Genomic DNA, 12,427 nt, shown 5'->3' with positions numbered 1-12,427 from the left:
TAGGCGCGGAGAAATTCGAAGCGCAAACCCGCCACTGAGAACACGCAGTGGCGGGTTTCCTTATGCCACGACCTAGTAGGTAGGTAGGCGTACCGTGAAGGTATGTCTGTCGAAATTGGCAAGGTCAAGAAGATTTTGGGTGACCTCATGTCAACCGGAACCGAACGCGAAGCGCTGTACAAGCACTTCCACCAACACCCCGAGCTGTCCATGCAGGAGCATGCGACCGCGGAGCGGATCGTAAAGGAACTGGAATCCTCAGGTATCCGGGTAACCCGGGTGGGGGAAACAGGGGTGGTGGCGGTCGTCGATAATGGCGAGGGCCCAGTCGTGGCCATGCGCGCAGACATTGATGCGCTGCCGGTCAAGGAAGCCTCTGGCAAGGACTATGCCTCCACGGCCACGCAGGTTGACGTTAAGACCGGCGCGGAGGTCCCCGTCGCCCACTCATGTGGTCACGATTTCCACCTGATGTCGCTGCTCACCGCGTTGCAGGCGTTCAACGCTCACAAGGACCAGTGGTCCGGCACCTTTATCGGCGTCTTCCAGCCCGCTGAGGAGACCGCTGAAGGTGCCCGTGCGATGCTCGCTGCTGGTTTAGAGGAAGCAATGCCACGGCCCGATGTGTACCTGGGCCAACACGTGCTGGCCAGCCTGCCCGGCGGACACGTGGGCACGCGACGCGGACCGGTGCTGTCCTCCGCATTCTCGGTGAAGGTCACGGTGCACGGCAAGGGCTCCCACGGTTCGATGCCGGAATTGGGAGTGGACCCGGTGGTGCTTGCCTCCACCATCGTGATGCGCCTGCAAACCATCGTCTCGCGCGAGGTAGCAGCCAAGGAAACCGCGGTGGTGACCGTCGGTGCGATCCACGCGGGCACGAAGTCCAACATCATCACGGACTCCGCCGAACTGCTCATCAACACCCGCGCATACAGCAGCGAGGTCAGCGAGCACCTCAAGGAAGCCATTGAGCGCATCGTGCGCGCGGAATGCGTCGCCGCCCGCAGCCCGATGGAACCCGAGTTCACCTACTACGACCGCTACCCGCTTACCGACAACGACGGGGACGCTACCGACACCGTCCGCGAAGCCTTCGACGCATACTTTGGCGACGAATCCTGCGACCTCGACGCCGTACCCGCCTCCGAGGACTTCTCCATCATCCCCGACGCGCTCGGTGTCCCCTACACCTACTGGGGCCTGGGAGGCTTCGCGGACATGAGCAACGCCGTGGGCAACCACAACCCGGCGTTCGCACCTGATCTCCAGCCCACACTCGACCGTGGCACCGAAGCAGTCGTCGTTGCTGCTTCCGCCTGGCTGACCGTGCCGGTCTCGGCGGATTAGTGGAGTTTAAAAATTTATGCAGCGGCCAATGGGGGGCATGGGCCGCTGCAAAGGACCCGAAGGCCCTGGGTGGGGACTATGTCCCCCAAAGGGAGCCCGCGCCTCTCGCACTCTAAATGGGGGGGTGGGTGAGTGCTCAGCCGGTTCTCGGGGGGTGTAACCGTGGGCGGGGCTCCGGCTCAAATATAGATCATGTGTAAATGGCTTGTCTAGTCTTAGTGCAAAATACTGTTAAACATGCAGGTAGATAGCGTGGTTTTGCGGTTGTGAGGTGCGGTTACGGCAGTTCCACGCCACACTGCTTGAGGATCGTTTTGAGCAGGCGGAAGCGAGCGGCCATGCGAACAGGTGTGCTAATTTTGTGCTGAAGATTCTCGGCACCTATTAAACTGTCGGTTAATAAAACTGCTGGTTACGAAAGAAGCAGACGGAGGCGAGAAAGTTGCCATTGGAAATCACTGTCACCAATAGTGAAGAGCTTCTTGAAAGGAAGCGAGAGTGTTTGGCATCTCTAAGGGCCACCACTCGCCTTCCCCATGCTGAATTTCAAGACCTCAAGGTGCTGGCGAATGCCGGCATGTTGAGCGAGGATGAGCGGACCGTGTACGACGAGCTGCAGACAGTTCTCTTACTGCTCGGTGAGGGTCGTTTTGGGAGTGCATGATGCGGCAGGGCGGTTTCTCGGCGACGTAAGAGACACGTTACTTGAGGCGTTGCCGCTGGCATGCAGAGCGGATTTACAGGCGAAAGCCAAGCTAAACATCGACAAGAATATCGTGGTGGGTGATTTCAAGGCTCCTCTCGTTCACGGTGCTGGACAACCTGAGGGCTCAGTGCGCAGGGAAGACTACAGTCAACTCTTTCACGTGATTATCAATTACGAACTGTCATCCGATTCGTCGGAGAAGTTCCTAGCCGTAAAGAGCAGCAAATTCGAAATGCGGGTTGCTACGTCGCCGGGCATACGTTTCGAGTTTGAGCGTGACTACACCAGCGCGCCCTGTGCGCATATCCACTACTCAGGGGTCGCAGGGTTGCTCAGTCCAGCGTTAATGCAGAACTTTCAGGACAAATCAGGCAACCCGAGGAAGAAGGGCCGCCTAGATGAATTGCACTTACCTGTGGGAGGAAAGCGTTTTCGTCCGTCGCTTGAGGACTTCCTCTATTTTGTGATCAGCGAATGTGGATTCCGCGGGAGGCCAGGATGGGAACCTGCACTACAGGAACGACGCCGAGTATGGCTTTCTAAACAGGCTTCTGCGGCAACCCGAGATCATCCCGAAGCTGCTGCAGAGGCGCTCAGGGACCTCGGGTTTACCGTCACTCCCCCGAAGGGGTTCACTACGCCTAAAGCAGATGCGCAATGGTGAATTGCCCGTTAGCTACGGCAGTTCCACACCGCACTGCTTGAGGATCGTTTTGGGCAAGCGGAAGCGAGCAGTCATGCGGGGGTCGACGATCTGGCTGATCTGGGTGTCGCCAACCAGGGATAGCAGCATGAGGGCGTCGGTGGCGTCGAGCGCGGATACGCTCACGAGCCAATCGCGCATCATGCGGGTGGACTCCTTGACGGCGTCCATCAGTTCGATCTCGGAGGAGATGGCGTAGACCGCGTCGCCGGAATCCAAGAACGGCAGCGGCAGCGGGCGGCCTTCGAGCACCGTGACGCGGATCTTCACCTCGGCCTCGATCTCGGCGCCACAGACTGCGACTTCGCCATCGCCCATGACGGCGTGGACGTCGCCAAGGCTAAGGTTCGCGCCGTCGACCTCCACTGGCAGGTACAGGGTGGAGCCGGCGACGATCTCCTTCGTGTCCATGTTGCCGCCGTGCTGGCGCGGCTCACCGGTGGGTACCGACTCGGATGCCGGTGCGGTGCCGATGACGCCGATCATTGGGCGGATGGGGATGGTGATGTCGTCAGAAGACTGCGCCTTGCCATCGCGGATCGGGACGATGCGGGTGCGCTCCTCCACCGTGCCGGGCAGTGCGCCGAAATCAGGGTGGGTGGTCATGGTGGCCTGCTCGCCGACCTCGATGCTGAGGATCTCCACCTTCAGTGTGTCGCCAGGGCGTGCTCCCTTGACCGCGATTGGGCCGGTGGCTGGGTTGACCTTGTCCCAGCCGACGGTGCTGAACAGCTGGGACTCGTCGGTAATCGTGTTGGAGAAGCAGTCAAGGGTTCGAACCGTAACCTCGTCGCCGCTTTCCACATGAAGGCGCCGCTCTTGGTCCGGAGACAGGGCCAATACACACGCGTTGGAATCGATGGAGTGCATCCTTTTACCTCTCTTCGAAGGAACAACCAGCGGATACCTCTGACCATAGTTGGAAACAGAAATTCGCAGGTGAAGGTTGTGAAAAGGGTGGGTGCGTTCAGGCCGTCAGAGGCCTTCAGGGGCCTGGAGCATTCATTGTCGACGAAGCCCGCAATCGCTTGGCATGTGGACACTGCGGCCGGTGGCTTCGAATGTTTCACGTGAAACCCGGCTGTTGTAAGGGCGCTGGCGGCTGTGGCGGTGGCGATACCGAAGTCGTGACTTGACCCCCCGAGTTTCCCGGTACCAAAAACGCGGAACACGGGAGCATCGACTCTGCGAAACACTGAGACCAAAGACCTGCATTGGCACTTCGGGCATTTGGTATCGATTCAATGATTGCTCAGTAGATCATCTATGTTTGGGTTTACGCACACCACGTCCTCTCCGGTTCGCCGTGACGGCGTGGTTTTCTCAATCCAAGGGGGTAATGGATGGGTTAAGGGTCAAAAGGGGACGCGGACATTTTGACCCTTAACCCTAGGCGCCTAAAAACGCTTGAGAATAGCGGAATCCCCTCCGCCTACTCGCACTCTAAATGGGGGTCGGTGAGTGCTCAACCGGTCTCGGGGGGATGGACCGTGGGCGGAGGGGCCCAAAAGCGGATATAGACGATCGCCCTCAGTGTGTCTACACCTAGAGCAAAAAAGTTTTTCGGTGCAGGTGGGAGGGTGCTATGGGATGATAGTCGGCATGACCATTCAGGCCCGGGCGCTGACATATAAGCGTGAAAAGGAGCAGTCGGCCGCGATCCGTTTGTTGCACGCGGACAACGCCCCGGTGCTACTCGCGGTCGTGGCGGAGCACTTCCCGCGAGGCGCAGAGGTCCGACCTGCGGAGCAGCTCTATCAGCTCATGGCTGAGGACTTCGCGGTGTTGCGCGGTATCTTCGAGCTCCCGAAAAAACCCCAGGCGTACTGCAACGACTGGGTGAAAGCCGGGTGGCTGGTGCGCAAGTCTGGCACCAAGGAAACGGGTGAGACGCTTGAACCAAGCGAGCAAACGCTCACCGCGCTGCAGGTGATGGACCGTGTCAGTGCACCGCGATCGGCGGTGACGGCGAGCCGGGTGGCGTCGATAAGCAATGCCCTGCAGGCGCTCGCGCGGGACACGGACCCGAACATCGACTCCCGCCTGAGGCACCTCGAGGCCGAACGCGCCCGCATCGAGGCAGAGATCGAGCAGGTCGAGCGCGGGGAATTCGAGCTGCCCTCCCCCGCCACCGTGCACGAACGGGTGGGCGACATTCTGGAGCAGGCGAATGCGATCCCCGGCGATTTCGCGCGCGTGCGGCACGAGCTGGAAACGCTCAATACGCAGCTGCGCCGCCAACTGCTGGATCCGGAGGGCTCGCGCGGCGACGTGCTGGACGAGATCTTCGCCGGCGTGGACTTGATCGGGGAATCCGATGCTGGCAGAAGCTTCAACGCGTTCTACTCGCTGGTGGTCGACCCGGAACGCGGCGCGTGGTTGGACACGTGGATTGGGCAGGTGCTCGAGCGCGCCGACAACACCGCGATGACACCCGAAGAGCGGGCGAAATTCCGCAGGCTGTTCCGCGACATGGAAGACGCCGGCTACGAGGTTAACCGCATGATGACGCGCCTGGCCCGCAACCTACGCAACTACGTGGCCAGTGAACAGTTCGCCGAGGACCGCCGAATGATCGAGCTTTTACGCGACACCCGCAAGCTCGCCGCCGACGCCGCGGAGCGCGAGGAGCTTGCAGCCACCCACAAGATGGACACGCCCTTGCAGCGCATCGGGATGCAGATCACCTCGGTGGCGCAGATCAAGCTGGCGGACCCGGGCGCGGAGGTCATCACCACTGCGGTGGAGGCGTTTGAACCCGGCGAGGGCGACGCGGAGGCGCTCTACCAGGCGGTACGTGAAAGCGAGATCGACTTGGAAGAGCTTATCGCGGCAGTTGGGGAGACGGTTGGGATGGCCGGAGGGGCGTCGATAGGCAAGGTGCTCGAGCGCCATCCCGCCTCCCAGGGGCTGGGGTCGGTAGTGGGCCTTGTGTACCTGGCCCTGAAGCATGGGGTGCGGCAGGACGGCAGCGAAGAGGTGCGCTTCGAAGAAGACGATGGGAGCGTTCGCTTGGCGACGATCCCGCGGTGGCATTTCGACGCCGCAGCAGTAAAGGAGATGCAATGACGGAACCGCTGTGGACGGGCGACACGGGCACCCTGTCCGAGGAAACCCGGCGCGCACTGGTGGACCTGCTCAAAGGTCCGCTCATCACCGCCGACCGGAAGAAGGAAACCTGGCACGCCATCACCACCGACACGGAGACGCTGCGCTCTCGGCTGCACGATGTGTTTTTGGAGCTGGTTGTGGACGAGGACGCCGGCATCGCGTTCACTCGCCACGTCCGCCCGGACAACGAGGACGTGAAAGTGCCGCCGGTGTTGCGCACGGAGGCGCTGACGCACTTGCAAACCGCGATCCTGTTGCAGCTGCGCCACGAGCTGGGCATGTCTACCCCAGGCGAGCGCGTCGTGGTGGGCGAAGATGAGTTGTATGGCGCCATCAGCTACGTCCGTGCGGTGGACAACCGTGACGAGTCCGGGTTTAAGAAGCGCTTCACCGCGGCGGTGAACACCATCCGCAAGTACAGCCTCCTCATCGACACGGAGACCGAGGGGCGCTGGGAGGTCTCCCCTGTGCTGCGCCACATCTTCGACGCTGATACGGTCCACGCGCTGCGCGAGGAGTATCTGCGCCTGGCACAGGAAGGGGAAGAACAGTGACAGAGCAGTTCCGTCTTGCGCGCGTGCAGCTGGTCAACTGGGGCACGTTCGACGGCTACTACGACATCCCCGTCGGCGAGCGTGGGTTTTTGATCACCGGCGCGTCCGGCTCGGGCAAGTCCACGCTTATCGACGCCTTCTCCGCCGTACTAGTCCCGCCTGGCAAGCTGCGGTTCAACGCCGCCGCCCAGCAGGAAACCGGCCGTGACAAGGGGCGCAGCCGCGTGTCCTATATCCGCGGTGCGTGGCGCCGCAGCGAGGACCCGGCCACCGGCGAGATCCGCAGCCAGTACCTGCGCTCCGGAGCGACAGCCAGCATTGTCGCGCTGACCTACCGCGCCGGGAAGGAGGCGTTCACGCTCGCCGCAATCTACCGCCTCAATGCGGGACAGCAGCAGGAAGCGCAGGTGAAAACGCTCTACGGCATCTTTCCCAGCGAGGTGGACGTGGACGGGTTCGTGCCGTTGCTGCAGAACTCCCTGGATAAGCGCAAGTTGGAGGCGAAATACAAAACTGCCGGCGTGACGTTCACGGACCAGTACTCCGTGTTTGCCAACCGCTTCCGCTCCAAGCTGGGTATCGGCAGCGAGGAAGCGCAGATGCTGCTGCACCGCACGCAGTCCGCGAAGTCCCTGTCCAGCATGGACGAGCTGTTCCGCAACTACATGCTGGACGTACCGGACACGTTCCAGGTCGCGGAGGACGCCGTGGCCACGCACGAGGACCTGCGCCAGGCGTACGAGCGGCTCGAAGACGTGCACCAGCAGATTGAGACGCTCGCTCCTCTGCCGGGGCTGAACACCAAGCTCAAGGATGCGCAGGCGACGCAGGAGAACAATGCCGCGTTGTCTGCCGCCCTGCCCAACGTGCGACGTGCGATTGAGGCGAAGCAGCTGCGCGAGCGTATCGACGTCAGCTCCGCCCAACTCGCCGCCCTCGAAGTGCAGGCGCAATCTCTCGAGGCCCGCAAGGATGCGCAACAGGCGGCTGTGCAGCGCGCCGCTGTCCAGAGAGAGCAGGTCGCCGGGCAGAGTTTGAGCGAGATTGAGCGCAACATCGCTCGCGAAGAGCACGAGCTTGCCACGCGTGACGCGAAACGGCGGGATCTGGCTTCCATGGTGCAGATGGACGGAGCGCTGGATACCGAGCGCTTCGCAGAGCTGAAAGCACAGGCGTCGGCGGAGCTGGCGGCCGCGCCGGAGCAAGTAGAGCACCTACGCGAAAAGTGGTTTCAGGCCCGAAGCGAACGCGAGAGGCTTGCCGGCGCGGAGGCGTCGGTGGAGACGGAGTTGGCGTCGTTAGGCAACCGCACCTCCAACCTTGACCGGCGGTACGTGGAGAAGCGCGCGCAGCTGTGTGCGGATACCGGGCTGACGGTGCGTGAGCTGCCGTACGTGGGTGAGCTCATCGACGTGCTACCGGAGCAAGCCGAGTGGGAACCGGTGGTCCAGCGCCTGCTCGGCGGTTTTGCCGCGACTCTTTTGGTGCCAGCGGAGCGCGAGCGCGAGGTGAGCAGCTGGGTCAATGGCCGCCACTTGGGGATGCGGCTTGAGTACCGCACCGTGCCCGAGGGCGTGGAGGTCCCGCGCGGGCCGAGGAACCCGCTCAGCCTGTTTCATAAGGTGCGCGTGGTGGAGCACCCGATGCGACCGTGGCTGATGCGCATGCTGGCCACCACCTTCGACTACGCCCTGGTGCGCACCGTGGACGAGCTGGAGAGGCAGACCCAGCGCGCGGCCACCATCGACGGCTTGGAGCGCAACCCGGCCGATAGGACCGGCTCCGCCAGGTACGTGAAGAACGACCGGCTGCGCCTGGGCGAGCGGCGCAACTACCGCCTCGGCTCCTCCAACCACGCCAAGGTGGAGGCGCTGCGCGCGGAGCTGGCGGAGGCGAAACGCGCGACCACTGCGGCGGGCAACCGCCTGGCGGAGGTCAAGCGCAAGCAGGAGGCGCTGGCCAGCGACGTTGCTAAGGCCCGGGCTGTCGACGCCATGGAGTGGGCCAGCGTGGACACCGAGAGCGCCGAGGAGCAGTTGGCTGGCCTGCGCGCGGAGCTTGAGCGGCTCACCTCCTCCCCCGAGGCCAAGGAGCTGGAGCGGGCGTGGCGTGAGGCGTCTGACACGCTTAAGGCCACCGAGCTGGAGTTACGCGGCGTGCGCGACGAGCTCGCCGTGGCCACGCGGGCGCTGCAGGACGATCAGGCGCGGCTGAAGAGGATCGAGTCGGAGCACGTGGAGGTGGACCCGGCGCTGGCGGAGCAGCTCGAGGCGATGCTTGCGGCCACCACGCGCCGCCTGACCCCGGAGAACTTGAGCGACAGCGCCTTCAAGGTCACTGCGCAGCTGGACGCGCAGGCGAAGCAGGCGGCGAAGACGATCACGGACTCCAGCAATGCCGTCGTGAACATCCTGTCCAACTACAAGTCCCAGTGGTCCGCGGAGTCCGCGGAACTGCAGGCTACGGCCGATTTCGCCGGCGAGGCCATTGCGCGGCTGGAGATGCTGCGCTCGGACCGCCTGCCGGAGTTCCGCGGCCGCTTCCTGGACCTGCTCAACGGCCAGTCCGTGATGCACCTGAACACGATTTACAAGGAGCTGCAGCGCGCGAAGGGCGACATTGAGACCAACTTGGGCCCCATCAACGCGTCGCTGCGCCGCTCCCCGTACACCGAGGGGCGCTACCTGCAGATTGAAGTCCGTGACAACCGAGACCGCGTCGTGCGTGACTTCCTGCAGGACCTGCGCGAAGCGACCGCCGGCAGCTTGAGCGAGGCGGACGAGAAGACCGCCATCGAGCGCTACCACCGCCTGGCCAAGATCATGGATCGCCTCGGCTCCTCCGAGCGTGCCGACCGCAGTTGGCGCAACGTCGTGCTGGACACCCGCAGGCATGTGAAGTTCGTGGGCAACGAGGTGGACGCCGAGGGCACGGTGCACAACACCCACGTGGATTCCGCGTCGTTGTCCGGCGGCCAGGCGCAGAAGCTGGTGTTTTTCTGCCTCGCCGCGGCGTTGCGTTATCGCCTTGCGGGGGTGGATGCGGACGTGCCCCGCTACGCCACCGTGGTGCTGGATGAGGCCTTTGACCGCGCAGACCCTGTGTTCACCCGCACCGCGATGGACGTGTTTGAAAGCTTCGGTTTCCACATGGTGCTGGCCACGCCGATGAAGCTGATTAAGACTCTCTCCCCTTACGTCGACGGCACCATCGTGGTCCACTACACCGAGGACCCCGTCGCGCGTTCCACCTTCGAGCTCATTGATACCCATGCGTCTGCCTGACCAGCTGCCCGTCAAGTTCAACATGGAGCTTTTGCTTCTCGACGAACCTTCGGCCACCTCCGTTCCCCTGCATCCCCCAACACGCGCGCAGGTGCTCGCCGACGAGGCTGGTGCCCGCGAGTTCGTCCGCGCCTGGCAGGCATGGGAGCCCGCCGGAGAGGTGGAGTGGGCCACCCGGTCTTGGGCGGGTCTGGGCAAACAGGACGTGCCCGTACGCGTGACGCTGTCCGGGTGGGACCGTATCGCGGAGGTGGCCGGCCGCGCCGGGGAGGTTGCGCTGGCCCGCGAGCGGTTTGCGGTGTTGGTTGGGGTGTTCCCGGATTGGCCGGAGTTCCGGGAGCGGGCGGCGCGCTCGTGGTCGTCATGGCTGGTGTTGTCGGACGACGACTTCGCCCGCCTGTGCCTCGCTCTGCGATGGTTTCACGTGAAACCTTCCTCGGGCCTGCGCGCACGCGCCGTGCCCATCGAAGGGCTGGACACGAAGTGGATCGCCGCTCACCGGGGGCTGCTGCAGCGCTTGCTTGGGGTGGCTGACCTGGGACTTGCCGAGGGCGACCGGCTGATGCGCGTGCGGTTCCTGGATGGCACGCTTGCGCCCGCGCCGGGGTTGCTCGATGTGGCTGTGCCGTTCGGGTCGTTGGCGTTGCCCGACGGTTTGTTGGTGATCGTGGTGGAGAACAAGGAGACGTTCCTGGCACTCCCCCGGGCGTCCGAGGGGTCGGGCGCGGTGCTGGTGTGGGGCTCCGGGTACACCGCCGGCGCGCTTCCGGAGCTGCCGTGGGTGCGCGCGGCGCGCCGGGTCCTGTACTGGGGTGACGCGGATGCGGACGGCTACGCCATCCTGAACGCCCTTCGGTCGCGTTTAGCTGCCGACGGAGCTTCTGCCCCCGTTGTCAGCGTGACCATGGACGTGGAGACGGTGGAGCGCTTCCTGCACCTCGCCGTCGACGACCCCGGCGACACGACCCGGGTGCTCCCCCACCTCACCGACGACGAAGAACGCGCCCGCCGGTTCCTGGTCGCCTCCGGTGCGAAGCGGTTGGAGCAGGAGCGTGTGTCCCTGGAGTGGGCGCTGGCGATGCCGGAGTTCGCGTCGGTGTGGGGGTCTTGTGCTTCCACTGCGGAGTAGTACTATGTGTGGTACTGCTGGTTCCCATGGGGGACGATATCCAAAAGATCCTGGACGCGATGCAGCGTTCCGGCAACAACATTCGTTACGCCGATCTTCGTAAGGTCTGCGACCACTTCTTTGAGAAGCGGCCCAACAGCGGCGGAGATCACGACACATACAAGACACCCTGGGTTGGCGATCCGCGCGTCAATATCCAGAACCGCCGCGGAAAGGCGAAGCCGTACCAGGTCAAACAGGTGCTGGCTGCGGTGAAGAAGCTAAAAGAGCAGGAGTAGACGATGACTGAACGCTTGTCGGATAAATACACCTACCAAACCTTCTGGTCTGAGGAGGACGCTGAGTACGTGTCCACCGTTGCCGAGTTCCCGTCCTTGAGCTGGCTCGATGAGGACGCCCAGCGGTCAAGTGCTGGACTTCGGAAGCTTGTCGCCGAGGTAATCGCGGACATGCAGCAAACCGGTGAGCGTATCCCCCAGCCGTTCGGTCAGCGCGACTTTTCCGGACGGTTCAACGTGCGTGTCAGCAGTTCCCTCCACCGCCGTCTTGCCATGGACGCTGCGCGGGAGGGTGTGTCCTTGAACGCGTGGGTGACGCAGAAGCTCGCGAGCGCGTAGACGGGAACTTCGGTCGGGATGAGCGCTGTCCGGGTCAATATCCAGCCCCGCATGCTTGCTTGGGCGGTGGATTGCACTGGCCTGCCAGAAGGCGGAGAAGCGGTTTCCAAAGCTTCCGCAGTGGCACTCGGGTGAGAGTCGCCCAACGCTGAAACAGGCGAGGGAGCTCTCGAAGCTCGCTCGCATTCCTTTCGGCCGATTGCTGTTGGATGAGCCGTCGGGTGAGCGAGTGGGTGTGACGGACTTTCGGACCGTCGGCAACAAGGCGATGGGTACCGTGAGTGCCGATTTGCGGGAGACTATCCGTTCGAGCCAGAGCAGGCTCGCGTGGTACGCCGAGTTCGCTGCTCAAGAGGATATCGCTCCACCGACAATGTATGCCTCGGCCACGGTCGAGCATGACCCGGTTGAAACGGCAGAGCGAACTAGGGAGCATCTTGGTGTCGAGAGAGGCAAACCACTCCCGGGAAGCGACAAGGTAAGTGAGCTCGCTGCAGCCATGGAGGAAAACGGAATCCTGGTGGCGAGAAACTCGATCGTCGGTAACACCACTTCGAGGAGGCTCAGCGTTGGCGAGTTCCGGGGCTTCACGATCGAAGACGGCGGCTACGTCTTGGTGTTTGTTAACACCGCGGATGCCAAAACTGCCCAGTTGTTCAGCTTGGCCCACGAATTGGGCCACGTTGTTCTTGGGCGCACTGGTATCTCTGATCACTCTGAGCATGCGGACGTCGAGCGTTGGTGCAACAGGTTCGCGACCGTGGTGATTGCACCGCTGGAGGCAGTGGAGCAGGACCCCACCTCACGCGCAGAAGCTAGAGACGCGGCCGGGTTACTCGAAGCACATCCATCCGACAAGCGTGAAAGCGGGGGCGCTCCCCCATTTCGCACAATGGTGCGCTTGCGCGTAGGCAGCCGTTTCTTCGACTCGATCACTCATGCATGTGTTTTGTCAAGTTGTTTTAGGCCGTTT

General features: G+C 63.0%; 10 protein-coding genes. 9 read left to right on the top strand and 1 reads right to left on the bottom strand.

Features of this window, described 5'->3' with window-relative positions; genetic code table 11:
• The first annotated feature begins 102 nt into the window (after positions 1–102).
• Together HMPREF3145_RS03505 and HMPREF3145_RS03495 are read left to right on the top strand one after the other, a co-directional pair.
• Entirely contained in the window at positions 103–1,350 is a 1,248-nt protein-coding gene (locus HMPREF3145_RS03505) for an amidohydrolase (protein ID WP_070421878.1), read from the top strand.
• Positions 1,351–2,006: 656 nt separating this feature from the next.
• Complete coding sequence (locus tag HMPREF3145_RS03495; RefSeq protein ID WP_070421876.1) at positions 2,007–2,720, top strand: hypothetical protein; 714 nt, start codon at positions 2,007–2,009, stop codon at positions 2,718–2,720.
• A gap of 12 nt (positions 2,721–2,732) precedes the next feature.
• Here HMPREF3145_RS03495 and HMPREF3145_RS03490 read toward each other — a convergent pair whose 3' ends face one another.
• Entirely contained in the window at positions 2,733–3,629 is an 897-nt protein-coding gene (locus HMPREF3145_RS03490; RefSeq protein WP_070421875.1) for an acetamidase/formamidase family protein, read from the bottom strand.
• Between the two features lie 732 nt (positions 3,630–4,361).
• On the opposite strand from HMPREF3145_RS03490, the gene HMPREF3145_RS03485 reads away from it, so the two are divergent.
• From HMPREF3145_RS03485 to HMPREF3145_RS03455, 7 genes are all read left to right on the top strand, one after another.
• Positions 4,362–5,828: a DUF3375 domain-containing protein gene (locus HMPREF3145_RS03485; protein WP_070421874.1), complete on the top strand. Its 1,467-nt coding sequence runs from the start codon at positions 4,362–4,364 to the stop codon at positions 5,826–5,828.
• Entirely contained in the window at positions 5,825–6,424 is a 600-nt protein-coding gene (locus HMPREF3145_RS03480) for a DUF4194 domain-containing protein (RefSeq protein ID WP_070421873.1), read from the top strand. Before HMPREF3145_RS03485 ends, HMPREF3145_RS03480 begins: the two co-directional genes overlap by 4 nt.
• The gene (locus tag HMPREF3145_RS03475) at positions 6,421–9,708 is read left to right on the top strand and encodes an ATP-binding protein (protein ID WP_070421872.1); all 3,288 of its coding nucleotides are present in this window, start codon (positions 6,421–6,423) and stop codon (positions 9,706–9,708) included. Before HMPREF3145_RS03480 ends, HMPREF3145_RS03475 begins: the two co-directional genes overlap by 4 nt.
• Entirely contained in the window at positions 9,695–10,837 is a 1,143-nt protein-coding gene (locus HMPREF3145_RS03470) for a DUF3322 domain-containing protein (protein ID WP_070421871.1), read from the top strand. Before HMPREF3145_RS03475 ends, HMPREF3145_RS03470 begins: the two co-directional genes overlap by 14 nt.
• Positions 10,838–10,863: 26 nt before the next feature.
• The gene (locus HMPREF3145_RS03465) at positions 10,864–11,115 is read left to right on the top strand and encodes a toxin HicA (RefSeq protein WP_070421870.1); all 252 of its coding nucleotides are present in this window, start codon (positions 10,864–10,866) and stop codon (positions 11,113–11,115) included.
• 3 nt (positions 11,116–11,118) lie between these two features.
• Positions 11,119–11,454 carry a type II toxin-antitoxin system HicB family antitoxin gene (locus tag HMPREF3145_RS03460; protein ID WP_070421869.1) on the top strand — a complete coding sequence of 112 codons (336 nt, stop codon included), beginning with the start codon at positions 11,119–11,121 and terminating at the stop codon, positions 11,452–11,454.
• 277 nt (positions 11,455–11,731) lie between these two features.
• Positions 11,732–12,427: ImmA/IrrE family metallo-endopeptidase (locus HMPREF3145_RS03455; RefSeq protein ID WP_168162443.1), on the top strand; the 696-nt coding region annotated here is incomplete at its 3' end.

The organism is Corynebacterium sp. HMSC05C01, assembly GCF_001807155.1.
Taxonomy (GTDB): Bacteria; Actinomycetota; Actinomycetes; order Mycobacteriales; family Mycobacteriaceae; genus Corynebacterium; species Corynebacterium coyleae.
The sequence above is the reverse complement of the archived record's forward strand: the minus strand, read 5'-3'. Positions and strand labels throughout refer to the sequence as shown.

Coding starts and splice junctions, on each gene's coding strand:
- HMPREF3145_RS03465 (WP_070421870.1), top strand. CDS start 10,864: ATGGGGGACGATATCCAAAAGATCCTGGACGCGATGCAGCGTTCCGGC.
- HMPREF3145_RS03470 (WP_070421871.1), top strand. CDS start 9,695: ATGCGTCTGCCTGACCAGCTGCCCGTCAAGTTCAACATGGAGCTTTTG.
- HMPREF3145_RS03485 (WP_070421874.1), top strand. CDS start 4,362: ATGACCATTCAGGCCCGGGCGCTGACATATAAGCGTGAAAAGGAGCAG.
- HMPREF3145_RS03480 (WP_070421873.1), top strand. CDS start 5,825: ATGACGGAACCGCTGTGGACGGGCGACACGGGCACCCTGTCCGAGGAA.
- HMPREF3145_RS03460 (WP_070421869.1), top strand. CDS start 11,119: ATGACTGAACGCTTGTCGGATAAATACACCTACCAAACCTTCTGGTCT.
- HMPREF3145_RS03505 (WP_070421878.1), top strand. CDS start 103: ATGTCTGTCGAAATTGGCAAGGTCAAGAAGATTTTGGGTGACCTCATG.
- HMPREF3145_RS03490 (WP_070421875.1), bottom strand. CDS start 3,629: ATGCACTCCATCGATTCCAACGCGTGTGTATTGGCCCTGTCTCCGGAC.